Annotated in this window: 19 protein-coding genes and 1 pseudogene; 15 read left to right on the forward strand and 5 right to left on the reverse strand. The window is 71.9% G+C overall.

All coding sequences use genetic code 11. From position 1 onward, the window contains the following. Nucleotides 1-17: 17 nt before the first annotated feature. Complete coding sequence (locus ACIBO1_RS30080) at nucleotides 18-1,724, reverse strand: alkaline phosphatase D family protein (RefSeq protein ID WP_396752369.1); 1,707 nt, start codon at nucleotides 1,722-1,724, stop codon at nucleotides 18-20. Nucleotides 1,725-1,874: 150 nt separating this feature from the next. Between ACIBO1_RS30080 and ftsY the strand changes: the two genes are divergently transcribed. The 6 genes from ftsY (at nucleotide 1,875) to ffh (ending at nucleotide 9,929) form a co-directional block, all read left to right on the forward strand. Further along, complete coding sequence (gene ftsY / locus ACIBO1_RS30085) at nucleotides 1,875-3,059, forward strand: signal recognition particle-docking protein FtsY (RefSeq protein ID WP_396752371.1); 1,185 nt, start codon at nucleotides 1,875-1,877, stop codon at nucleotides 3,057-3,059. 6 nt (nucleotides 3,060-3,065) lie between these two features. Beyond that, nucleotides 3,066-3,929: an aminoglycoside phosphotransferase family protein gene (locus ACIBO1_RS30090; RefSeq protein WP_176092960.1), complete on the forward strand. Its 864-nt coding sequence runs from the start codon at nucleotides 3,066-3,068 to the stop codon at nucleotides 3,927-3,929. Between the two features lie 180 nt (nucleotides 3,930-4,109). Further along, complete coding sequence (locus ACIBO1_RS30095; protein ID WP_396752373.1) at nucleotides 4,110-5,477, forward strand: ammonium transporter; 1,368 nt, start codon at nucleotides 4,110-4,112, stop codon at nucleotides 5,475-5,477. Nucleotides 5,478-5,502: 25 nt separating this feature from the next. Further along, a complete protein-coding gene (locus ACIBO1_RS30100) occupies nucleotides 5,503-5,841 on the forward strand; it encodes a P-II family nitrogen regulator (protein WP_176092961.1) in 339 nt (112 codons plus the stop codon). 37 nt (nucleotides 5,842-5,878) lie between these two features. Beyond that, nucleotides 5,879-8,221, forward strand: coding sequence for a [protein-PII] uridylyltransferase (locus ACIBO1_RS30105; RefSeq protein WP_396752375.1), 2,343 nt, complete (start codon nucleotides 5,879-5,881; stop codon nucleotides 8,219-8,221). Nucleotides 8,222-8,384: 163 nt separating this feature from the next. Next, complete coding sequence (gene ffh / locus ACIBO1_RS30110; protein ID WP_350693655.1) at nucleotides 8,385-9,929, forward strand: signal recognition particle protein; 1,545 nt, start codon at nucleotides 8,385-8,387, stop codon at nucleotides 9,927-9,929. Here ffh and ACIBO1_RS30115 read toward each other — a convergent pair. The 4 genes from ACIBO1_RS30115 to ACIBO1_RS30130 form a co-directional block, all read right to left on the reverse strand. Further along, complete coding sequence (locus ACIBO1_RS30115) at nucleotides 9,898-11,214, reverse strand: hypothetical protein (RefSeq protein ID WP_396752378.1); 1,317 nt, start codon at nucleotides 11,212-11,214, stop codon at nucleotides 9,898-9,900. The two genes, ffh and ACIBO1_RS30115, sit on opposite strands and share 32 nt — an antisense overlap. Beyond that, complete coding sequence (locus tag ACIBO1_RS30120) at nucleotides 11,204-12,934, reverse strand: hypothetical protein (protein ID WP_396752380.1); 1,731 nt, start codon at nucleotides 12,932-12,934, stop codon at nucleotides 11,204-11,206. The genes ACIBO1_RS30115 and ACIBO1_RS30120 overlap by 11 nt, the downstream gene beginning before the upstream one ends. Continuing rightward, nucleotides 12,931-15,039 (reverse strand): NB-ARC domain-containing protein, encoded by a 2,109-nt coding sequence (locus tag ACIBO1_RS30125; protein WP_396752382.1) that lies wholly within the window; start codon nucleotides 15,037-15,039, stop codon nucleotides 12,931-12,933. The genes ACIBO1_RS30120 and ACIBO1_RS30125 overlap by 4 nt, the downstream gene beginning before the upstream one ends. Before the next feature lie 65 nt (nucleotides 15,040-15,104). Further along, a complete protein-coding gene (locus tag ACIBO1_RS30130) occupies nucleotides 15,105-15,431 on the reverse strand; it encodes a hypothetical protein (protein WP_350693663.1) in 327 nt (108 codons plus the stop codon). 177 nt (nucleotides 15,432-15,608) lie between these two features. Here ACIBO1_RS30130 and ACIBO1_RS30135 point away from each other — a divergent pair, with 177 nt between their 5' ends. The 9 genes and pseudogenes from ACIBO1_RS30135 to lepB all read left to right on the forward strand — a co-directional run bounded on the left by ACIBO1_RS30135 (nucleotide 15,609) and on the right by lepB (nucleotide 22,826). Then, nucleotides 15,609-16,688 carry an amidohydrolase family protein gene (locus ACIBO1_RS30135; RefSeq protein WP_396752384.1) on the forward strand — a complete coding sequence of 360 codons (1,080 nt, stop codon included), beginning with the start codon at nucleotides 15,609-15,611 and terminating at the stop codon, nucleotides 16,686-16,688. Between the two features lie 201 nt (nucleotides 16,689-16,889). Next, nucleotides 16,890-18,296, forward strand: a complete 1,407-nt coding sequence (proS, locus tag ACIBO1_RS30140; RefSeq protein WP_396752386.1) for a proline--tRNA ligase — start codon at nucleotides 16,890-16,892, stop codon at nucleotides 18,294-18,296. Nucleotides 18,297-18,312: 16 nt separating this feature from the next. Then, nucleotides 18,313-18,960, forward strand: a complete 648-nt coding sequence (locus ACIBO1_RS30145; protein WP_396752388.1) for a DUF402 domain-containing protein — start codon at nucleotides 18,313-18,315, stop codon at nucleotides 18,958-18,960. A 253-nt stretch (nucleotides 18,961-19,213) separates the two neighbouring features. After that, nucleotides 19,214-19,678, forward strand: coding sequence for a 30S ribosomal protein S16 (gene rpsP / locus ACIBO1_RS30150; protein ID WP_396752390.1), 465 nt, complete (start codon nucleotides 19,214-19,216; stop codon nucleotides 19,676-19,678). Nucleotide 19,679: 1 nt separating this feature from the next. Continuing rightward, on the forward strand, nucleotides 19,680-19,913 hold the full coding sequence (locus tag ACIBO1_RS30155) for an RNA-binding protein (protein WP_117226727.1): 234 nt from the start codon (nucleotides 19,680-19,682) through the stop codon (nucleotides 19,911-19,913). A 2-nt stretch (nucleotides 19,914-19,915) separates the two neighbouring features. Then, complete coding sequence (gene rimM / locus ACIBO1_RS30160) at nucleotides 19,916-20,479, forward strand: ribosome maturation factor RimM (protein ID WP_396752424.1); 564 nt, start codon at nucleotides 19,916-19,918, stop codon at nucleotides 20,477-20,479. Between the two features lie 17 nt (nucleotides 20,480-20,496). Next, complete coding sequence (gene trmD / locus ACIBO1_RS30165) at nucleotides 20,497-21,270, forward strand: tRNA (guanosine(37)-N1)-methyltransferase TrmD (protein ID WP_396752392.1); 774 nt, start codon at nucleotides 20,497-20,499, stop codon at nucleotides 21,268-21,270. Between the two features lie 144 nt (nucleotides 21,271-21,414). Next, nucleotides 21,415-21,771, forward strand: a complete 357-nt coding sequence (gene rplS / locus ACIBO1_RS30170) for a 50S ribosomal protein L19 (protein ID WP_396752394.1) — start codon at nucleotides 21,415-21,417, stop codon at nucleotides 21,769-21,771. Between the two features lie 183 nt (nucleotides 21,772-21,954). Next, nucleotides 21,955-22,826, forward strand: a pseudogene (lepB, locus tag ACIBO1_RS30175) (signal peptidase I).

A 22,826-nucleotide genomic window follows, 5' to 3' on the forward strand; every position in this document is an offset into this window, starting at 1 on the left:
ACGGGGGGCCCTTCCTTTCACGGGGTGAGCCGCTGGCGGGCCACCTCGCGCAGGGTGCCGTCGCTGGTGGTGCCCTCGATCACCACTTCCGACCCACGGCCGGCGTTGGTCAGCGTCGACACCGCGTTGCCGAAGTACGGCCCGGCCAGCTTGCGCCACTTGATGAAGGAGCGGCGTACCCCGGCCGTACGGGCCATCGCGCGCGCCGCCCCGGCCGGGCCGCGCGCCCAACCCAGCCGCATCACCGGTCGCATCCCGGCCGGCACCTGGTTGTGGATCGGCGAGCAGGTCAACTGGTGGACGGGCGTGTGGACGTCCGGGTCGGCGAAGCGGACCCGGGCCACGTACGAGTGGTGCACGTCGCCGGAGAGCACGCTGATCGACGCCGGAGGCGGGTACGCCGGCCCGGCGCCCTTGCGCTCGTCGGGCCCGCCCGGTGCGCCGGTGCCGAGGCGGGCGAACAGCTCGGCGAGGCCCTCGAAGGAGCGCCGGAACGCGCCCCAGTGCTCCAGGTCGAGCGCGCGGCGCAACTTCTCGGCCAGCCCGGCGACCCACGGGCGGTTCGAGTCGGCCAGCTTCTCGTTCCACGCCTCGACGTGGTGGATGCCGGGCGGCAGCAGCCAGGGCAGCGAGGTGCCGACGACCAGGTGGTCGTAGCTGCCGTGCGCCTGGTCGACGAACCAGGCCCACTCGGCGGCCGGCAGCATCGTCCGGCGGCCGGGCACCAGCACCCGGCTGCACCGGCTGTCCAGCATCACCAGCCGGGTTCGGCCCAGGTCGAGCGCGTAGCTCCACTGGTACTGCACGGCGCTCCACCGGTCGGTGTCGTGCGACAGGTCGGCCTCGGTGTCGACCCGCGCGCCGAACTCGCGCAGCACCTCGGTGGCGTCCTCGGACGCGCGGACCTTGGCGAAGACCGGGTCGGCGTCGATCTCGTCCGGGGAGAGGTTGCCCAGGTGCTGGTAGACCCAGTACGACGCCAGTCCGCTGGCGATCCGCTCGGCCCACCAGGGCTGCTCGCGCATGTCCGCCCGCCAGGACGCCGAGGTGTTCCAGTCGTCGATGACCTCGTGGTCGTCGAAGATCATCACGCTCGGCACGGTGGAGAAGAGCCAGCGGATCTCCGGGTCGCTCCACGACTCCAGATAGAGCTTGGTGTACTCGTCGAAGCTGACCACCTGGTCGCTGGGGGCGTCCTTGGGACGCCGCCGCCGACGCCGCAGCAGCCGCTTGATGGTGGGCGAGGTCTCGTCGGCATAGACCTGGTCGCCGAGGAGCACCACCAGGTCGGGCAGGGCCGCCGGGTCGGGGTCGTCCAGGATCCGCCGGGTGTACGCGTCCAGCGCGTCCGGCGGGAGTTTACGGGTGGTGGCGTGCTGGGTGGTCTCCCGGCAGGACCCGAAGAGCAGCCGCACCGGCTGGTCCCGGTCGTCCTGGGCGCGGGTGCGGATCACGCTGGGCGGGAAGCGGCTCTCCGGCGCCGGCCAGGCCACCTCGTCGTCGATCAGCACCTCGTAGGTGGTGGCGCTGTCCGGGGTGAGGCCCTCCACGACCACCAACGCGTAGTGGTGCTCGTACGCGGAGAAGGTGGCGGCCGTGCCGGCGGCGCCGCCCGCCGTGCGGACGGTGACCGTCGCGGGGGCCGTGGTCTCGACCCACACGGTGGCCCGGGTGCCGACGACCCGCCGGAGAAGCGGACCGATGAGCAGTCGGGCGGTGGGCATGGCGAACCTCCGAGGTGAGGGGGAAACCTCTTCTTATTACCCCGCCGGCGGCCGTGGCATTGCTGGCTGGGCGAGCCTACCGCTCCTGGGGTGGACGACCGGGGGAGCGGTGGATGAGACGCCGTCGCGAGCATCTGACAGGATTTCGGCATGATGGATTACCTCCTCGTCGCACTCGCCCTGCTCGGCGTGCTGATCCTCGCCGGAGTCGGGCTGGTCGTGCCGCGGCTGCGCCGACGGCCGGAGCCGCCGCTGCCGCGTACGGAGGTCGACACCCGGGCCGAGGAGGACCTGGCCGGACCACCGGTCGAGGCCCCGGAGTCCGATCTGTCCACCGGCGTCCTGGTGGAGCCGCCGGTCATCGAGGCGCCGCCGACCGTCGAGGTGCCCGAGCCGACCGCCGGGCGGCTGGTCCGGCTACGCTCCCGGCTGTCGCGCTCGCAGAACGTCTTCGGCAAGGGCCTGCTCGGCCTGCTCAGCCGTGACCGGCTGGACGAGGACGTCTGGGAGGAGATCGAGGACAGCCTGATCACCGCCGACGTGGGCGTCGACGCCACCCGGGAGATCGTCGACCGGCTGCGGGAGCGGACCCGGGTGCTGGGCACCCGGTCGGTCGCCGAGCTGCGGACCCTGCTCGCCACCGAGCTGGTCAACGCGCTCGACCCGGCGCTGGACCGGTCCCTGCACACCACGCCCGCCGACGGCGTGCCGGCGGTGCTGCTCGTGGTCGGCGTCAACGGCGCGGGCAAGACCACCACCTGCGGCAAGATCGCCCGGGTGCTGATCGCCGACGGGCGTACCGTGCTGCTCGGCGCGGCCGACACGTTCCGGGCCGCCGCCGCCGACCAGCTGGAGACCTGGGCCGGTCGGGTCGGTGCGGAGACCGTACGCGGCCCGGAGGGGGCCGACCCGGCCAGCGTCGCCTTCGACGCCGTCAAGCGCGGCATCGACACCGGCGTGGACACCGTGCTGGTGGACACCGCCGGTCGCCTCCAGAACAAGATCGGCCTGATGGACGAGCTGGGCAAGGTCAAGCGGGTGGTGGAGAAGCACGGGCCGATCGACGAGACACTGCTGGTGCTCGACGCCACCACCGGCCAGAACGGCCTGGAGCAGGCTCGCGTCTTCACCGAGGTGGTCAACGTCACCGGCGTCGTGCTGACCAAGCTCGACGGCACCGCCAAGGGCGGCATCGTGATCGCGGTACAGCGCAAGCTCGGCATCCCGGTCAAGCTGGTCGGGCTCGGCGAGGGACCGGACGATCTCGCGCCGTTCGACCCGGCGCAGTTCGTCGACGCGTTGCTGGGTGCCGAATCCTCCGGTCCGACCGCGTAACCTCGGGTGACCAGAGACGATCGCGCGTACGCGGGCTGGCGCGACCCGAGCCACCCGTCGCAGCGCCTCGGGAGACCGTACGTGACTTCGCAGGAGATCCCGCTGCACGGCGGGAACGTGAGCACCGTGGTGCGGGTGGGCGACACCGTCCGGCGCAACGCCGGGCCGTGGACACCGGCCGTGCACGCCCTGCTGCGTCACCTGGAGTACGTCGGGTTCACCGGCGCACCCCGCGCCCTCGGCATGGACGAGCGCAACCGCGAGGTCCTGTCGTACCTGGAGGGGGAGTGCGGGGAGTACCCGCTGGCCCCGCACTGGGTCACCGACGAGGCACTGGTCACCGTCGCCACCATGCTGCGGATGTTCCACGACGCGCAGTACGGCTTCGCCCCGCCCCCGCAGGCGGTGTGGCGCTCGTTCGGCCCGCCCCCGCCGGACACCGAGGTCATCTGCCACCACGACGCCGCACCGCACAACGTGATCTGGCGGCCGGACGGCACCCTCGGGCTGATCGACTTCGACCTCGCCTCGCCCGGCGCGCGGATCTACGACGTGGCGTACGCGGCCTGGACCTGGGTGCCGATCTTCTCCGACCGGGACTCGATCACGCTCGGCTGGAAGCACCCGGACCGCCCGCGCCGACTGCGGCTGTTCGCCGACGCGTACGGGTTGATCCCGCGTGACCGGCACCGGCTGATCCGGACCATCCGCAAGCGGATCGTGGACCACGTGGAGGGCATCCGCCGGATGGCCGCCGCCGGGGAACCGGCCTTCGTGCGGATCGTGCACAAGGGGCACCTGCGTCGGCCGATGCGGGACCTGCGGCTGCTCGACTACGAACGGCACGCCCTCGAGTACGCCCTGCGCTGATCCATCGGGGGAACGGGGTACGCCGGACGGCTGACCCGCCCCCCGCCGTGTCACCGAGGCGTCCGACGTTCTTCACACGTACGAAACAAGCCGTCACGGTTCGGAAACCACTCGGGGACCCTGGGTGAAACAGCCGACAATCAGGCTTCCGCGCAACCGGCGTACGGGCGATGCTGCGCGATGCCGGGAGGGAGGGAATACAACCCGAGAGGAGGCAGCGTGCCGGAGCTAGATTCTGGTGCCACCGCCTGGATTTTGACTTCTGCCGCGCTGGTGTTGCTCATGACGCCCGGCCTGGCGCTGTTCTACGGCGGCATGACGCGATCCAAGTCCGTGCTCAACATGATGATGATGAGCTTCGGGGCGATCGGCCTGGTCAGCCTGTTGTGGGTGTTCTACGGCTACAGCATCGCATTCGGCGACGACATTGGCGGGATCACCGGTGATCTCTCCTACCTGGGTCTTCGCGGCATGTTGGAGAGCGGCACCGAGGGCGGTATTCCCGACCTTCTGTTCGCCGGTTTCCAGTTGATGTTCGCGGTGATCACCGTCGCCCTGATCAGCGGCGCGATCGCCGACCGGGCCAAGTTCGGCCCGTGGCTGCTCTTCGCCGGCCTGTGGGCCACCCTGGTCTACTTCCCGGTCGCGCACTGGGTGTGGGGCGGCGGCTGGATCGGCGAGCTGGGCGTGCTCGACTTCGCCGGTGGCACCGCGGTGCACATCAACGCCGGTGCCGCGGCCCTGGCCCTGGCGCTCGTGCTCGGCCGACGGGTCGGCTGGCCCAAGGACAAGTTCAAGCCGCACAACCTGCCGATGGTGCTGCTCGGTGCGGCGCTGCTCTGGTTCGGTTGGTTCGGCTTCAACGCCGGCTCGGCGGGTGCCGCCGACGGCGCCGCCGCCGTCTCGCTGATCAACACGCAGGTCGCCACTGCTGCGGCGGTGCTCGGCTGGATCGTGGTGGAGTGGCTCCGCGACGGCAAGCCGACCACGCTCGGCGCGGCCTCCGGTGCGATCGCCGGCCTGGTCGGCATCACCCCCGCCTGCGCGTTCCTGGAGCCGCTGGGCGCGATCGCCCTCGGCCTCATCGCCGGTGCGGTCTGCGCGCTCGCCGTCGGCCTGAAGTACAAGCTCAAGTACGACGACTCGCTCGACGTGGTGGCCGTGCACATGGTCGGCGGCATCATCGGCTCGCTGCTGATCGGCTTCCTGGCCATCGAGGTGCTGGCCGGCGAGGGCAACGCGGGTCTGCTCTACGGCGGCGGCATCAAGCTGCTCGGCCTGCAGACGATCGGTGTGGTCGCGGTGCTGGCGTACTCGTTCGTGGTCGCGTACATCATCGGCTTCGCGATCGAGAAGACCATCGGCTTCCGGCTCAGCCCCGAGGCCGAGGTCGAGGGCATCGACAACGCCGAGCACGCGGAGAGCGCGTACGAGTTCAGCTCCACCGGCGGTGGTGGCGGCGGAGCGTTCGCCGCCGCGGGCCTCACCCCCTCGGCGAAGCCGAAGAGTGAGCCCACCGAAGCGGTAAGCGAAAAGGTCGCCGGCTAACGTTCTCGGAATGGAGGGGTTGGACATGAAGCTGGTGACCGCGGTCATCAAGCCGCACCAGTTGGACGCCGTCAAGGAAGCCCTGCACACGCTGGGCGTGGCCGGGTTGACCGTGAGCGAGGTCCAGGGCTACGGACGGCAGAAGGGCCACACCGAGGTCTACCGGGGTGCCGAGTACACGGTCGAGTTCCTGCCCAAGATCCGGGTCGAGGTGCTGACCGACGAGATCGACGTCGACAAGATCGTCGACGCGGTGGTCGGTGCCGCCCGGACGGGCAAGATCGGTGACGGCAAGGTCTGGGTGACCGGAGTCGAGGAGGTCGTCCGGGTCCGCACCGGTGAGCGCGGCCTGGACGCCCTGTAGGACACCGTCGATGACCTCGTTGACCGGGAGGGCGGCCGTGGAGAGTGACGGCGGAACGACACCTCCGGTCGACGAGGTCGTCGGCGTACCGGCCGGGATCGGCGCCGCCGCGCGCCGGGCCCGGGCCGACGCGTACGACGCCTGGCTGGCCCGGCTGCTGCCGGACCGGCCGGGCGTCGCGCTGCTCGCGGTCGGCGGACTGGGTCGACGGCAGTGTGCCCCGCACGGCGACCTCGACCTGGTGCTGGTGCACGCCGGGGTGCCCGGCGTCGACGAACTGGCCGCCTCGCTCTGGTATCCGATCTGGGACGCCGGGCTGCGGCTGGACCACTCGGTACGCACCGTGGCCGAGGCGCTGTCGGTCGCCCAGGACGACGTGAAGGTGGCCCTGGGCCTGCTCGACGCCCGCCTGGTCGCCGGTGACCCGGAACTCGCCGACACACTGGTCACCAGCGCCGTCGACCACTGGCGGCGCACCGCCGTACGCCAACTGGCTCCGCTGCGGCAGAGCGCGGCGACCCGCTGGCAGGCCCACGGCGAGCTGGCGTTCCTGCTCGAAGGCGACCTCAAGGAGGCGGCCGGCGGCCTGCGGGACGTCGGCATCCTCAAGGCCATTGCGCTCGCCGGCATCACCGACGCGCTACGGCCCGCCGTCCACGCCGCGCACCTGCGTCTGCTGGACACCCGCGACGCCCTGCACCACCAGCTCGGTCGGCGGGTCGACCGGCTGCTCGCCCAGGAACGCGCCGGGGTGGCCGCGCTGCTCGGACTCCGGCAGGGGCCGGCCGAGAGCGAGGCGCGCCCGACTCCGCCCGGAGGTGCGGCGTACCCGGGTCCGCCCGATCGCGGGCCGGACCGGCGGGCGCAGGCCGAGGAGGGCGACGGTGACGCCCTGCTGCGCCGGGTGGCCGGCGACGCGCGCACCGTCAGCCACGCTCTCGACGACGCGTTGCGCGCCGCCGACCGGCTGCGTTCCGGTCGCCGTCGGGGTGCCGACGGTCGCCCGGTACGCCGTCCGGTCGCTCGGGACGTGGTCGAGCACGACGGGGAACTGGTGCTGGCCCGCACTGCCATCGGCGCCCGCCCCGACGCCAGTCTCTCGCTGCGGGTGGCCGCCGCGGCGGCGGTCACCGGGCTGCCGATCGCCCGGGCCACCTGCGAGTGGCTGGCCGCGTACTGCCCGCCGTTGCCGACGCCCTGGCCGGTCGAGGCGCGGGCCGCGCTGACGACGCTGCTGGGTGCGGGCGCGGGCCTGCTGCCGGCCTGGGAGACCTGCGACCGGTACGGCCTGATCGACGGCTGGCTGCCGGAGTGGACCCGGCTGCGCAGCCTGCCCCAGCACAACCCGGTGCACCGGTTCACCCTGGACCGGCACCTGGTGCAGACCGCGTACGAGGCCAGCCGGCACACCCGCGACGTGGACCGGCCGGACCTGCTGCTGCTCGGCGCGTTCCTGCACGACATCGGCAAGGGTCTGCCGGGCGATCACTCGACCGTGGGGGCGCCGATCGCCGAGGCGATGGCCGCCCGGATCGGCCTGCCCGAGGCCGAGGCGGCGCTGATGGGAACGCTGGTCCGGCTGCACCTGGTGCTGCCTGAGGTGGCCACCCGGCGGGACCTCGCCGACCCGGTCACCATCTCCCGGGTGGCCGAGGCGGTCGGCGACGTGGCCACCCTCGACCTGCTGTACGCGCTGGTCCGCGCGGACGCCGCCGCCACCGGACCGGGTGCCTGGTCGGACTGGAAGGGGCGGCTGGTCGCCGAGTTGGTGGCCCGGGTCCGCACCACGCTCGACACCGGCGCCGTGCCGCAGCCACCGGCACCCGATCCGGCGCTGGTGGCGGGGCCGCTGCCGGTCGTACACCTGACCGGGGACCGGGTGGCGGTGGCCGCGGCGGACCGGCGGGGCCTGCTCGCGACGGTGGCCGGTTGCCTCGCGCTGCACCGGCTGGAGGTGCTCGCCGCCGACGCGTCGACGGTGGACGGCCGAGCCCTGGTGGAGTGCCGGGTGCAGCCACGGTACGGGTTGGCGCCGGATCCGGTCGCGCTCACCGCCGACCTGCGCCGGGCGGTCGGCGGCGACGTGTCGGTGACGCAGCGCCTGCGCGCTCGGGCCGGGCGGGGCACCGGGGCCGAGCCCCGGGTGGTCTGGCACCGGGACGCGGCCACCGACGCCGTGCTGCTGGAGTTGCGTGCCGCCGACGCGGCGGGCCTGCTCTATCGGGTGACCACCGCGCTGGACGCAGCCGGTGCGCAGGTCCGGGCGGCCCGGATCGCCACCCTCGGCGGGGACGTGGTGGACGTCTTCTATCTCGTCGGCTCGTGGCCCTCCGACGCCGAGCGTGACCGCCTCGAAGCCGCCGTGCTCGCCGCGGTGTAAGGAAGGGCCCCCTACTAACGCCTCGTGTATAGGAGGGGTCCCCTCCTTACATCCAAGGCGGCGTGGAGCGGGGGTTCCGGCGGCCGGATACGCTAACGGTGGTCGGAGCGCTCATTCGGCCCCACTCGTGCTCGCCGGAACCACTGACAAACGGGATGTTCGTGTGTTTGACACCTTGAGTGACCGCCTCTCCGGGATCTTCACCAAGCTCCGCGGCAAGGGACGCCTCACCGACGCCGACATCGACGCGACCGCGCGCGAGATCCGTCTCGCGATGCTGGAGGCCGACGTCGCCCTGCCGGTGGTCAAGGGCTTCATCGCGAACATCAAGGAGCGGGCCCGGGGGGCGGAGGTCTCCCAGGCACTCAACCCGGCGCAGCAGATCATCAAGATCGTCAACGAGGAGCTGGTCGCGGTCCTCGGCGGCGAGGGGCGTCGGCTCCAGTTTGCCAAGCAGCCGCCGACGGTGATCATGCTCGCCGGTCTCCAGGGTTCCGGCAAGACCACCCTCGCCGGCAAGCTGGCCCGCTGGCTGCGGACCCAGGGGCACCAGCCGCTGCTGGTCGCCGCCGACCTTCAGCGCCCCAACGCCGTCGGGCAGCTCCAGGTGCTCGGTGGCCGGGCCGGTGTCGAGGTGTACGCCCCGGAGCCCGGCAACGGCGTCGGTGACCCGGTGCAGGTGGCGAAGGCCTCCATCGAGCATGCTCGGCGGTCGGCGCGAGACGTGGTCATCGTCGACACCGCCGGTCGGCTCGGTATCGACGCGGAGATGATGCAGCAGGCCGCGGACATCCGGGACGCGGTCGAGCCGGACGAGGTCATCTTCGTCATCGACGCGATGGTCGGTCAGGACGCGGTGCGGACCGCCGAGGCGTTCCGCGACGGCGTCGGCATCACCGGCGTGGTGCTGTCCAAGCTCGACGGCGACGCGCGCGGCGGTGCCGCGCTGTCGGTCCGCGAGGTGACCGGGCAGCCGATCCTCTTCGCCTCCACCGGCGAGAAGCTGGAGGACTTCGACGTCTTCCACCCCGACCGGATGGCCAGCCGGATCCTCGGCATGGGCGACGTCCTCACTCTGATCGAGCAGGCCGAGGCGGCCTTCGACACCGATCAGAAGGAGAAGATGACCGCCAAGCTGATGGGCGGCGAGCAGTTCACCCTGGAGGACTTCCTCGACCAGCTCATCGCGGTACGCCGGATGGGCCCGATCGCCAACGTGCTGGCCATGATGCCGGGCATGGGGCAGGTCAAGGACCAGCTCGCCGAGCTGGACGACAAGCACTTCGACCGGATCACCGCCATCATCCGGTCGATGACCCCGGCCGAGCGCACCAACCCGAAGATCATCAACGGGTCCCGGCGGGCCCGGATCGCCAACGGTTCCGGCGTCACCGTGATGGACGTCAACCAGCTGCTCAACCGCTTCACCGACGCGCAGAAGATGATGAAGCAGATGGGCGGCATGATGGGCCTGCCCGGCGGCGGTCGACGCAAGGCGACCAAGAGCCCGAAGAACAAGCGCAAGGGCACCAAGGGCGGCAACCGGCCGCGCACCGGCGCCGGGATGCCCGGTGGCTTCCCGGGCGGCATGCCGCAGCTCCCGCCGGGGATGAACCCGGACGACCTGGCTGCCGGCCAGGGCCTGCCGCCGGGCTTCAAGCTGCCGAAGATCGACTTCAACAAGCTGGGTAAGCGGGACAAGCCCTAGCGCGGTCCGGCCGGGGCGAGACGCCCGGCCACCGGTCGAAGTAGAACGGCAGCCACCGCAGACAGTGCCGCGCGAACGGCGTGGCGGCGGGGCAGACGCGCCTGCTGAACCCGGACAGCAGCACGGTGTCCGGGGAAGCGGTCCCGTGGAACAGGCCCACCGTGGTGCTGAACACGCCGCGCCGGATCGCCGCCTCGACGCCGCTGGTCAGCACACTCGCGTCCAGGGCGTCCTCGTCGGCCGGTCGGCGCAGGAGTTCGCCCGCCACGGCGGGCAGGACGTTGTGACACAGCACGGTGACCAGCTTCGGGTTGGGCGACAGGTCGATCACCGGGGACCGGTAGCCGGTCCGGTTGACGTACGCCTCGGTGAAGGGCAGCAGGACACGCGTCGTCCCCCAGTCGGCGACCAGCCGGGCCGCTGTCGCCGACGATTCGGCGACCAGACGCAGGTGCGTGGCGAGCAGCGCGTACTGGAGGCGGGGCCGGCGGGCCAGCCGCTGTGCCAGGCGCAGTTCCTCGTCGGAGAAGCAGAGCCGACCGAGCATGCAGAGGCGGGCCAGATCCCGGACCTCGGCCTCGGCGAGGCGGGCGTCGGCGTCGGTGTGGTGGGTGTCGGCGTCGGGGCGGTGGGTGTCGGTCGGCTCGGCAGATGGCGGAGTGTCGGGGACGGGCTGCGGCGGACGCCGTCCGAGGCGGCCGGCGGCGAGCGCCTCGTGGAACGTCGCCAGGACGACGCCGACCTCCGGGCGTACGTCCTCGGGGTGCCCGCCCTCGGCTCCCCTGCACTGGGTGACGAGGCCCCGCCAGTGCGTCGAGAGCAGGTGCAGCACCTGCCGGCACGACTCGGCCGGCGACGTACCCGATGCGGTCAGACGATCGATGCTCCGGAGCAGGGGACCGGCGGGCGAGTCGGCCGCGATCGTGTCGCGGGCCCGCGCCGTCGCAGCGGAGGTGCTGCGCTCGGTGGAGACGGTGAAGTAGTCGTCCAACGCGTCGTGGTCCGCCGCCCCGAAGCGCACCGCCATCGGCTTGGCCCGGGTGACCCGCTGCCAGTAGTGCTCCCGCAGCGCCGCCGGGTCGTCCAGGAGCGGGCCGAGATGATCCGGAGCCGGGTCACCGTGCGCCAGAGCACTGCGGACGAGCGACCGTACGAAGCGGTCGTTCTCGGCGACGACCTGAGCCGGGGCGCTGCGCAGCCACACCTCGGAGGCCAGTTTGGCGGTCTGCATCTCCTCGTTGACGTGCCGTAGGTAGCCGTCGAGCCGCCGCCGGTCAGGCCGCATCGGCGTCCCGGCCGCCCGGTCCGGCGTCGGCGCGTTGATCCAGGAACTCCGGTGCCACCAGCGCGGCGTACCGCGCGAACAGCCGTGCCGTGACCTGACGCGTGTCGTCGTCGAGCACGAGCAGGTCAGTGGCGAGCGCGGCGCCGAGCGCACCGAATCCGCTGGCGGTGACCAGCGAGTCCGGGTCGTCGACCCGCCGCGCGGTGCGTTCGAGGTCCAGCACGAAGCGGTGCAGCGAGTCGGTCACCCGGCGGCCGTCGGTCGGCCCCCAGGCCGGATGGACGCGCCCGGACGGCGCGGCCCGCGGTATCGCCGTCTCGAGGACGCCGAGACAGCGGCACAGCTCCGCCACCGCCTCGTCGTGCGATCCCGGGTCGGGTACGGGTGAACCCTGCCGCACCCAGTCGGCCCGCGACCGGGTCAGACAGTCGAGGATCTGCTCCGGTGCCATCTCCCGGATGACGATCCGGGTGCGCTTGCGGACCTCCTCGCTCATGTCCGCGTACAACGGCATGTTCAGGGGGCCCTGGAGGTCGTACCGCATCCGCCGGACCAGGCGCTCGGCGGCGGGTTCGGCGGCGTCGCCGGCCAGGTCGGCCTCGCGGAGCCGGTTCAGCGTGACTCCCGCGCTCTGGCGGTCGTACCAGGTACGCAGTGCCTCACCGGCCAGGAGATGACGGTCGGTGTCGACCACCAGGCCGGGGCGGGCGAGCGACTGCCGCAGCGCGTCGACGATGCGGGTGACCTCGCCCCGGAGCAGGTCCAGGAAGCTCGACCCGGCGGCTCCCGCCAGCAGGAACCGGTCGAGGTCCGAGCCGGCCAGGTCCGGTACGCCGAGCTGGTCGGTGCCGTCGTCCACCCGGTGGAAGGACGCCATGATCGCGCTGCGCGGCGCGCCGGTCGAGGTCCGGTAGCGGTGATGGACCACCCGACTCGCGGCGAAGATCGTGTGACAGGGGGCGGTCAGGTCTTCGAGGTGGACGACGCGTGGCTGCCGGTCGTCGAAGAAACGGGCCTGGGCGGCCAGCGCCTCGTCGACCCGGGCCCGAGTCGGGAAGATGCAACTGTCCTCGTCACTGGAGGCCTCGCCGTCCGCGTCGACGAAGCACTGCCGGAAGAGCCGGTTCGTCCGGGGCAGGTAGGTGAGTCCCTGCCCGGCGGGGCCACGATCCGTGCCCAACGTCCAGGTCACGATCACCTTGAACTCGTCCATGAACGGGTTGTTGTCGATGTGCAGGGTGTTGTCCCGGGCGACCACGTCGACCGGCTGGGTGTCCTTGGCCCGCAGGTCCACGATCTTCACCGGCCCACCGAGGGCGTGGGCGACGAGCGCGACCAGGAGCGGGTGGGCGAACGTCTCCCGGAAGTGCGGATCGCCGAGCAGCAGCGGCGAGTGACTCGCGTTCAGGTAGTTGTGCAGGGTGCCCCGGCTGCCCTTGGCGCTCATCTCCGCGTCGTACGCGGTGCGGGCCGCCTCGAAGCGGGACGTGGGCAGCAGACCGGCGAAGCTGAGCGCGCCCTCACCGCGCAGGTCGCGACTCAGGGCGACGAACGCCGCGGCGAGCCGTACGCCGTCCTCCTCGCTCCGACACGCCTGCCCGACGAGCGCCTCGACGTCGCGACGGAAGTCCTCGGCGGCCTCCGGCCGGCGCAACTGGCGGTACGCCTGCGGGCTCGTCAGCTCGTCGGCCGACACGAGCGGCGAATACCTGGCGCTCACGGCGCGGTCGTCCCGACCGTGAGCGTCGACCGGGTCAGATCGGGATGGCGTTCCAGACGTGTCAGGGCACGGCGGACCTCGTCGCCGGCGCCCTCGTCACCCAGCTCGGTGTAGGCGTTCTCCAACTGTCCGAGGATCGTCTGCACCGACCGCACGTTGCCGAGCGAGTCCTCCACCCGCCACGCCCGCTCCCACCAGGTGCACGCCTGCTCCAGGTCACCGGAGCGCAGACTGACGTCGCCGAGCAGACGCAGCGCCAGGGCCCGACCGTAGGCGTTCTGCGCGTCCTCGCAGATCGACAGGCTGCGTACCCCGAGGGCGTGTGCCCACCAGTGGTGACCCGTCTCGGTGAGCGCGCGGGCAGCGTCGTACAGACCGCGCGCCTCGCGTACCGGCTTGCCCGTCCGGCGAGACTCCCGGGCCGCTCGCAGGCCCCACCGCAACGCCTCGACGTACTCGCCGGAGCGCAGCGCGAGTTCGGCCATGGCGTGCTGGGCGGAGGCCACCCCGCTGTCGTCGTGCTGTGCGGCGTCCAGCGCCATCGAGGCACGCAACTCCGCCTTCGCGGCGTCCAGCCGCCCGACGTCGGCGAGGGCCCGGCCGAGAGCCCGGCGGGACAACGCCTCCATCGCCGGGTCCCCGGCGACCGCCGCGGCGACCGCCGCCTCCTGGACGGCCAGTGTCCTGGTCACGTCCTGCCGCCAGTACAGGAACGTGTTCACCGAGCGGGCGAAGCGGGTGACGAACGTGAAGTCCCCGGCGGCCGTCGCCTCCTCGACGAGGAAGGTCAGCGACGGCGTCAGCGACTCGAACCAGGCCAGGGCCTCGGCCACGTCGAAGGGGGCGGCGTCGGCCAGGTCGGCCGTCTCCCGGTCCAGCGGCGACGGGTGCCGGTTGGGGTCGATGGCCCGGTCGGCGGCGTGGCTGAGCGCCAGGTGGACGACGCGGACGCGGCGGGCGTACGCCTGCTGCTCCTCGTCGTTCATCACCAAGGCGCGCGTCTCGGTCAGGTACGCCTTGATGATGTCGTGCATGCGGTACCGCCCCACCCCGATCTCGTCGACCAGGGAGGCCAGGCAGAGGGACTGGAGCAGACGGTCGCAGTCGCGCCGGGGCAGGTCGAGGACCAACGAGAGGACCGACAGCGAGCAGTCGGTGCTCGGCAGCATCGACGCGACGTACAGGACGCGCTTGGCCGGCGCGTCCAGGTCCTCGACCGACCAGGAGATCACCCGTCCCACCTCGATGCCCAGCCCGGCCCCGTCGAGGAAGCGCAGCGGATTGCGGTCCGACTCGATGCCCAGCAACGCGTCGCGTACCGTCCAACTGCTGTGGATGGCGAGCTTGGCCGAGACGATGGCGAGCGCCAACGGGTGTCCCTCTAGGAGTTCGACGATGCGTCGGGCGCTGCGGTCGCCCCGCTCGACCCGGACGAACCCGACCCGCTCGGCGAGGAGCTCGACCCCCTCGTCCGTGGTCAGCAGCGGAAGCTTGAGCACCCTGGCCTCGTGCCGGACGCTCATCTCCGGGATGGCGCGGCGGCTGGTGACCACCAGCCCCGACCCGTACCCGGGCACCAGGTCGCGCACCTGGTCGTAGGAGCCCACGTTGTCGACGATGACGAGGCACCGCCGACCGGCGGTGGCGGACCGGAACACGCTGCCCCACTCGTCCTCGTCGTCCGGCAGGTCGCCTCGGGTGATCCCGAGCGTGGCCAGGAACGTGCGGACCGCGTCCCGGGCCTCGACCCGTGGCGTGCCGGAGTAGGCCCGCATGTCGACGAAGAACTGACCGTCGGGATAGTTGTCGATGCGCGAGCTCGCCCAGGCCAGGGCGAGGGTGGTCTTTCCCGAGCCGGCCAGCCCCCAGAGCATGCAGGACCGGGATCCGGGTTCGCCCATCGCCTCGTCCATCGCCTGGAGGAGATGGTGCCGACCGACGATTCTTCCGATTCCACCGGGAAGCATGCGTGGAATTTCCGCCGACCACATCGTCGACCGCGATTGCTGGACGTAGATCGCCCCGGACGTCCCCACCTGGAGTACCTGGTTGGCGGTGAGTTCCTTGGCGACGTTGCGCGGCGTGTTCTCGTCAGCGGGGACCATACCTGCGCCCTTTCCGGCAACGGATTCCTGGCGTCGATCGGAGGTTTCCGGCTCGGGTCCGCTGATCACATGGTGACGTCGCCGACGTGCTGGGCCTGGATCAGCTTGCCCACCGTGCTGGAGGTGACCGAGTTGACCGCGCCGGTCGACACCGACACCTGCCGGAGCGCCTCCAGGAGCCGGGGATCCTCGGCCGCGTACGCCGAGAGCACCTCGACCAGTCGCGCGGTGTCCTCGTCGGACGGAACCCGGTGCGCGGTCCGCTCCAGGGCCCCGATGACCTCGTCCGGCTCGTTCCGGCGGAGGAATCGTTGTCGAATGGCGTCGACGATCGCTGCTCCGGAACCTTCGGCGATCTTGAGTAGTGCGGCGGAAACAATTGCCTCGATCATTTCGCGGCTCCTACGGTCGAGGAACGGCCCACCCGTTTGACGCGAGGAAAAGATTACCGACCGACGTGACCACAAGAAAGCCTCGTTCGTGCCGATCCTCGATCGGAGAAACAATTTCCCGGGCTCTCCACCTGCCCTGACAGCCGCGAGCACGGCGTGATCGGGTAGGACTGTCACATGGCTCTGCACGTGCGTGGTGTGCTCCTGCCCGACGACGAGGTACGCGACCTGTGGCTGGTCGGCGACCGGGTCACCTTCGATCCGGTGCCCGGCGCCGAGACGGTGGTCGACGGCGGTTTCGTACTGCCCGGGCTGGTCGACGCACACTGCCACATCGGCATCGCCCGGGGCGGTACGCCGATCGCCTCGCTTGACCACGCCCGCACGTTGGCCCGTACCGACCGGGACGCCGGTGTCCTCGCGATCCGCGACGCCGGTTCGCCCTTCCCGTACCCGGAGCTGGAGGACGAGCCCGACCTGCCGCGACTGGCCCGCGCCGGTCGGCACGTCGCGCCGCCCAAGCGGTACCTGCGGGACATCGGGATGGAGGTCGACGCGGCCGAGGTCACCGCCGCCGTGACGGCGCAGGCCGCCGCCGGCAACGGCTGGGTCAAGCTGGTCGGCGACTGGATCGACCGGGGCGTCGGCGACCTGGCCCCGGCCTGGGACGCGGCGACGATGACCGCCGCGGTGGCCGCCGCGCACGCCGCCGGGGCACGCGCCGCCGTGCACACCTTCAGCGAGTCGGCCGTGGAGATCATGGTGCGGGCCGGGGTGGACTCGGTGGAGCACGGCACCGGGCTGAGCCTGGACCTGATCGACCTGATGGCCCGGCAGGGCACCGCGCTGATCCCCACCATGATCAACATTCGGACCTTCGGCGGCATCGCCGACCAGGCCCGACCCAAGTTCCCCGGGTACGCCGACCACATGATCGCGCTGCGTGACCGCTTCCCGCAGGTGGTGCGCGCCGCGTACGAGGCCGGAGTGCCGATCTACGTGGGCACCGACGCGGGCGGCGGCATCGACCACGGCCTCGCCGTCGAGGAGATGCTGCTGCTGCACGAGCAGGCCGGCATGTCCCGCACGGACGTGCTCGCCGCCGCCTCCTGGGGCGCCCGCGCCTGGCTGGGCTTCCCCGGCCTGGTCGAGGGCGGCCTGGCCGACCTCTCCGTCTATCCGGAAGACCCCCGCCGAGACCTGAACGCCCTCCGCACCCCCACCCGCCTCATCCTGCGCGGCCACATCCTCCGCTGACCCCACCCCACCCACCCCACCCACCCCACCCCCACCCACCCACCCCACCCACCCCACCCGCCCCACCCGGTGGGGGTCGCGGTTGATCAAGAAGTTCGGGTCGGGTTCCGCGCCTGACGGCGACCCGAACCTCTTGATCAACTCGGGATGGTGGGGTGGGAGCGGGGGAGGGGACGAGAGAGGCGCATAGGATGTGCGGTCATGGCGCGTGTGCTGACTCCCCGGGCGGAGGACTTTCCCCGCTGGTACCAGGACCTCATCGCAAAGGCGAAGCTGGCCGACAACGGGCCGGTGCGGGGGACCATGGTGATCCGACCGGCCGGCTATGCCATCTGGGAGCGGATGCAGGCCGAGATGGACGACCGGATCAAGGCGGCCGGGGCGGAGAACGCGTACTTCCCGCTGTTCATCCCGGAGAGCTACCTCAAGCGTGAGGCCGAGCACGTCGAGGGCTTCTCGCCGGAGCTGGCGGTGGTCACCCACGGTGGCGGCAAGCAGTTGGCCGAGCCGGTCGTGGTGCGCCCCACCAGCGAGACGGTGATCGGCGAGTTCATGGCCAAGTGGATCGACTCGTACCGGGACCTGCCGCTGCTGCTCAACCAGTGGGCCAACGTGGTCCGGTGGGAGTTGCGGCCCCGGGTCTTCCTGCGCACCAGCGAGTTCCTCTGGCAGGAGGGACACACCGCGCACGCCACCCGCGCCGACGCCCGCGCGTACGCCCGCCAGATCCTGCACGAGGCGTACGAGGACCTGATGGTGAACGTCCTCGGCATCCCGGTGGTGGTCGGGCTCAAGACGGCCCGCGAGCGCTTCGCCGGGGCCACCGCCACGTACACCTGCGAAGGCATGATGGGCGACGGCAAGGCGCTCCAGCTCGGCACCAGCCACGAGCTCGGGCAGAACTTCGCCAAGGCGTTCGACATCAGCTACTCCTCCGCCGAGGGCGGCCGGGAACACGCCTGGACCACCTCCTGGGGCACCTCCACCCGGATGCTCGGCGGCCTGATCATGTGCCACGGCGACGACAACGGACTGCGGGTGCCGCCGAAGCTGGCGCCGGTGCAGGCGTACGTGATGGTGGTCAAGGACGGCGACGGCGTCGGCGCGGCGGCGACCAAGCTCCGCGACGCGCTGCGCGACGCCGGTGTCCGGGTCACGCTCGACGACCGCACCGACACCCCGTTCGGCCGCCGGGCCGTCGACGCCGAGCTACGCGGCTACCCGGTACGCGTCGAGGTCGGCCCGCGCGACCTGGCCGCCGGGAACGCGGTCGTGGTGCGGCGTACCGACGGTTCGAAGGCGCCGACGCCCGTCGCCGACGTGGTCGGTGCGGTACTCGCCGCCCTGGAGGCCGACCAGCAGTCCCTGCACGACCAGGCGCTGGCCTTCCGCCAGTCGCGCACGGTCGAGGTGGCAACCCTGGACGAGGCGCTGGAGGCGGCGGGCACCGGCTGGGCCCGGGTGCCGTGGTCGGCGGTCGGCGTGGCGGGCGAGGCGAGGGCCAACGGGCAGGGCGTGACCGTCCGCTGCCTGGTCCGCGCCGACGGCTCGGTGCCGGACACCGAGGACGAGCCCGACCTGGTCGCCATCCTGGCCCGCGCGTACTGAGGCGCCGGTCGCGACGGTGAGATTCCAACCGGGCCGCCTGATCGTGCACCGCAACGTCCGGCGAGGCCGGATCGGGTGGGTGCGCCCGATGCGCGTGGTCAGTGACGACGAGCGCGGGCTGCTCCTCTGGCTGGCCCGGGACACGGCGGTGGCCAGCGAGGTCACCGAGGCCGGCGTGGGCATGCGGGGCGTCCCGTTCGCCGAGTGGATCGTGTCGACGTACCAGCTGTCGACCGGTCGGTGGATGGGACCACCGCTGCTGAAGTTCCTACCGACGGGCGCCGCCCACTCGGTCTGGTGGTTCCAGGACGCGCAGGGGTGCTTCGCCCACTGGTACGTGAACCTGGAGGAGCCCGGGGTCCGCTGGGACGACGGCGACCTGGCCGGCGTCGACATCGTGGACCAGGACCTCGACGTGGTGGTGCGTCCCGACCTGAGCTGGGAGTGGAAGGACGAGGACGAGTTCACCGAGCGGCTCGCCTTCCCGGAGCACTACTGGGTGTCGGACGAGGCGGCGGTCCGGGCCGAGGGCAAGCGGGCCATCCGGACCGCCGAGGCGGGCGGATTCCCGTTCGACGGCACCTGGTGCGACTTCGTCCCACCGGCGGAGTGGACCATCCCGCCGGAGCTGCCGTCCGGTTGGGACCGCCCGCCGGCCCGCTGACCGCACGGTCCGGTGTGATCCGGATCACGTTCGAGTGGTGGTCGGTGTCGGAGGCAGGTCCGGTGTGAGGGATCCGGGACCTATCTGGCAGAATGGCTGGCTGGTATCCGGCGCGTGTCCGGCGCCCTCTAACCCGGGCGCGTCGCCAGTCCACCCGAGCGGTCTCCGGCCCAACCCCACTGTGCCGGTCGGCGTTCACCCATGCACACCGCCCATACCGGGCCGGTGATATCGCAACAGGAGCGAAACAACCGTGGCCGTAAAGATCCGGCTCCTGCGGATGGGCAAGATCCGCAACCCGCAGTACCGCATCGTCGTCGCCGACTCGCGCACCAAGCGCGACGGCCGGGCGATCGAGTTCGTCGGGATCTACCAGCCGAAGGAAGACCCTTCGGTGATCGAGGTCAAGTCGGAGCGGGTCCAGTACTGGCTGTCCGTCGGCGCTCAGCCGAGCGAGGCGGTGCAGCGGCTGCTGGAGCTGACCGGTGACTGGCAGAAGTACAAGGGCCTGCCGGCCCCGCCGCCGCTGAAGGTCGCCCCCGAGCGGGCCGACCGCAAGGCGGCGTACGAGGCCGAGGCGAAGGCCGCCGCCGGCCTGGCCGAGGCGCCGGCCAAGCCGGCGAAGAAGGCCGCCAAGGCCGCCGAGGCCGAGGCCCCGAAGGCCGACGCGCCGAAGGCCGAGGAGCCCGCCGCCGCCGAGTCCGGCGAGCAGGCCTGACATGGCACTGCGGCCGGCGTTGGAGCACCTGGTCAAGGGCATCGTCGACCACCCCGAGGACGTGCGCGTCCGGATGGTCGACTCCCGTCGGGGCAAGCGGCTCGAAGTCCGCGTGCACCCCGAGGACCTGGGCACCGTGATCGGGCGGTCCGGCCGGACCGCCAAGGCGCTGCGCCAGGTGATCGGCTCCATCGGTGGGCGCGGCGTGCGCGTCGACATCGTCGACTCGTACTGATGCTGCTCATCGTCGGCAGGATCGGCAAGCCGCACGGCATCCGTGGTGAGGTCACCGTGGAGGTGCGGACGGACGAGCCCGAGACGCGGTTCGCCCCCGGCATGGTGTTGACCACCATGGCGGGGGCGAAGGCCGCGAACGGACGAGGCGCTGCGCCTGCCGCTCCCGGAGTGCCCTTCGAGGTGCCCGACGAGTTGACCGTGGAGTCGGCCCGTTGGCACCAGGGGCGGATGCTCGTCGCCTTCGAAGGGGTGCTGGACCGCGACGTCGCGGAGGTGTTGCGCGGCACGCTGGTCGCGGTGGACAGCGCCGGCGTCGCCCCGCCGGAGGACCCGGAGGAGTTCCTCGACCACCAGCTCGTGGGCCTGGCCGTGGTCACCCCCGACGGCGAGCGCCTCGGCGAGGTGGCCCGGATCGACCACGCTCCCGCCTCCGACCTGCTGGTGCTGCGCCGCCCCGAGGGGGGCACCGCGCTGATCCCGTTCGTCAAGGAGATCGTCCCCGAGGTCGATCTCGCCGGTGGTCGTGTCGTGGTCGACCCGCCCGGCGGCCTGCTCGACCTGTAGACCCGGGAGCACCCCTGATGCGCGTCGACATCGTGTCGATCTTCCCGGAGTACTTCGCCCCGCTGGACCTGTCGCTGGTCGGCCGGGCCCGGTCCAACGGCACGCTGCGGCTGGCCGTACACGACCTGCGGACGTGGACGCACGACGTGCACCGCACCGTCGACGACACCCCGTACGGCGGCGGGCCCGGCATGGTGATGCGGCCCGAGCCCTGGGGCGCGGCGCTGGACGCGCTGGCCCCGCCGGAGGCACCCCCGCCCCGCCTGCTGGTGCCGTCCCCGGCCGGTGTGCCGTTCACCCAGGCGTTGGCGCACGAGCTGGCCGCCGAGCCGCGCCTGCTGTTCGCCTGTGGCCGGTACGAGGGCATCGACCAGCGGGTACTCGACCACGCCGCGACCCGGATGCCGGTCACCGAGGTCAGCCTCGGCGACTACGTGCTCTTCGGTGGCGAGGTCGCGGTGCTGGTGATCCTGGAGGCGGTGACCCGCCTGCTGCCCGGCGTGCTCGGCAACGCCGGCTCGCTGGACGACGAGTCGCACGCGCACGGGCTGCTGGAGGCGCCGATGTACACCAAACCGGCGACCTGGCGGGAGCTGGAGGTGCCGGCGGTCCTCCGCTCCGGCGACCACGGCCGGATCGCCCGCTGGCGTCGGGACGAGGCGCTGGCGCGGACCGGTCGACGTCGTCCGGACATGCTCGCCGCGATCGACCCGGACAGCCTCGACAAGCGGGACGTCGCGGCGCTGGACCGGGCCGGATTTCAGGTGCCCGGGGCGGATGTGGCAAAGTAGGGGGGTTGCCGCAGACGCCTACGCCGTGGGCGGCTGCGAGGATCCCCGACCGGGGTCGGTTCCGGCCGGCCACCACCCGGAGATCAGTATCACCCATCCGCGCGCCGAGTGACGGTGCGCCGTGAGCCTCACGAGGACACCACGATGAACATCCTGGACGCCCTTGACGCCCAGTCGAAGCGCACCGACCTCCCCGACTTCCGTGCCGGTGACACCGTCAAGGTGCACGCCCGCGTCGTCGAGGGCAACCGGTCCCGGGTCCAGATCTTCCAGGGCGTCGTCATCCGCCGCCAGGGCGACGGGCTGCGCGAGACGTTCACCGTCCGCAAGCTCAGCTTCGGTGTGGGTGTCGAGCGGACCTACCCGATCAACAGCCCGGCGATCGACCGGATCGAGGTCATGGTCCGTGGTGACGTCCGCCGGGCCAAGCTCTACTACCTGCGTGAGCTGCGGGGCAAGAAGGCCAAGATCAAGGAGCTGCGCGAGAAGCAGCCGAGCTGACATCGCGCTCCGCCACGCCGCCCGAGCTGCGCGTATGCCGTACCGGCCAGACCGCACTACCCTGGTCGGTACGGGCGCAGCGGGGCGGTGATCCGCCGGACAGGCGGATGGACCCCACTGCCGCCCGGGAGGTCTCGACGAGACTTCCGGGCGGTAGTCGTTTCTGCGGACCGGGGAGTGGGCGTGGTGCAGGCGCTTGACGACAGCGGCGCGGTCGATCCGTGGCGGCGACGCACCCGTCGCACCAAACCGCAGATGCCGCTCTGGCAGGAGCTGCCGCTGCTGCTCGTCGTCGCGTTCTGCCTCGCGGTGCTGATCCGCACCTTCCTGCTCCAGGCGTTCTTCATCCCCTCCGGGTCGATGGAGGACACGCTGCTGGTCAATGACCGGGTGCTGGTCAACAAGGTCGTCTACACCATGCGCGACCCGGAACGCGGCGAGGTGGTCGTCTTCCGCGGCACCGAGGAGTGGGTGCCACAGGTCGACACGCAGCCGCCCACCGGCTTCGCCGACAAGCTCGGCCGCACCATCGGTGACCTGGTCGGCGTCGGCCGGCCCGGCGAGAAGGACTTCATCAAGCGCGTCATCGGGCTGCCCGGCGACCGGGTGAGCTGCTGCGACGACCAGGGTCGGGTGCTGGTCAACGGCACCCCGCTGGATGAGTCGGCCTACGTGCTGCGGGACTCTCCGCTGGACCTGCCGCCGAATCCTGAGGAGTGCCGTTCCCGCCGGTTCGAGGAGATCGTCGTACCGCCCGGGCAGATCTTCGTGCTGGGTGACCATCGCCTGGTCTCGCAGGACGCCCGCTGCCAGGGCCCGGTGCCGATCGACAACGTGGTGGGCCGGGCGTTCGCGGTGGTCTGGCCGTCGGACCGCTGGCACTCGCTGCCGATCCCGGAGACGTTCGCCAGCGTCGCCCCACCCGACGGTGTCGACGGTGCCGCGCCGCCGGTCCGACCCACGCCGGTGGGGGACGTCGTCCTGATCCTCCCGATCGCGGCCACGCTGACCGTTCTCGCGCGTTCCGGACGGTGGTCCTCGACCCGGCAACGTAG

Origin of the sequence: Micromonospora sp. NPDC049903 (assembly GCF_044460945.1) — a bacterium.
Classification (GTDB): domain Bacteria; phylum Actinomycetota; class Actinomycetes; order Mycobacteriales; family Micromonosporaceae; genus Micromonospora.

What these genes read in the sequence shown, in the direction of transcription:
- ACIBO1_RS30080 (WP_396752369.1), bottom strand. Translation starts at nt 1,724, where the DNA reads ATGCCCACCGCCCGACTGCTCATCGGTCCGCTTCTCCGGCGGGTCGTC.
- ftsY (WP_396752371.1), top strand. Translation starts at nt 1,875, where the DNA reads ATGATGGATTACCTCCTCGTCGCACTCGCCCTGCTCGGCGTGCTGATC.
- rplS (WP_396752394.1), top strand. Translation starts at nt 21,415, where the DNA reads ATGAACATCCTGGACGCCCTTGACGCCCAGTCGAAGCGCACCGACCTC.
- ACIBO1_RS30155 (WP_117226727.1), top strand. Translation starts at nt 19,680, where the DNA reads ATGGCACTGCGGCCGGCGTTGGAGCACCTGGTCAAGGGCATCGTCGAC.
- ACIBO1_RS30130 (WP_350693663.1), bottom strand. Translation starts at nt 15,431, where the DNA reads ATGATCGAGGCAATTGTTTCCGCCGCACTACTCAAGATCGCCGAAGGT.
- proS (WP_396752386.1), top strand. Translation starts at nt 16,890, where the DNA reads ATGGCGCGTGTGCTGACTCCCCGGGCGGAGGACTTTCCCCGCTGGTAC.
- trmD (WP_396752392.1), top strand. Translation starts at nt 20,497, where the DNA reads ATGCGCGTCGACATCGTGTCGATCTTCCCGGAGTACTTCGCCCCGCTG.
- ACIBO1_RS30125 (WP_396752382.1), bottom strand. Translation starts at nt 15,039, where the DNA reads ATGGTCCCCGCTGACGAGAACACGCCGCGCAACGTCGCCAAGGAACTC.
- ACIBO1_RS30100 (WP_176092961.1), top strand. Translation starts at nt 5,503, where the DNA reads ATGAAGCTGGTGACCGCGGTCATCAAGCCGCACCAGTTGGACGCCGTC.
- ACIBO1_RS30095 (WP_396752373.1), top strand. Translation starts at nt 4,110, where the DNA reads ATGCCGGGAGGGAGGGAATACAACCCGAGAGGAGGCAGCGTGCCGGAG.
- ACIBO1_RS30135 (WP_396752384.1), top strand. Translation starts at nt 15,609, where the DNA reads ATGGCTCTGCACGTGCGTGGTGTGCTCCTGCCCGACGACGAGGTACGC.
- ACIBO1_RS30115 (WP_396752378.1), bottom strand. Translation starts at nt 11,214, where the DNA reads ATGCGGCCTGACCGGCGGCGGCTCGACGGCTACCTACGGCACGTCAAC.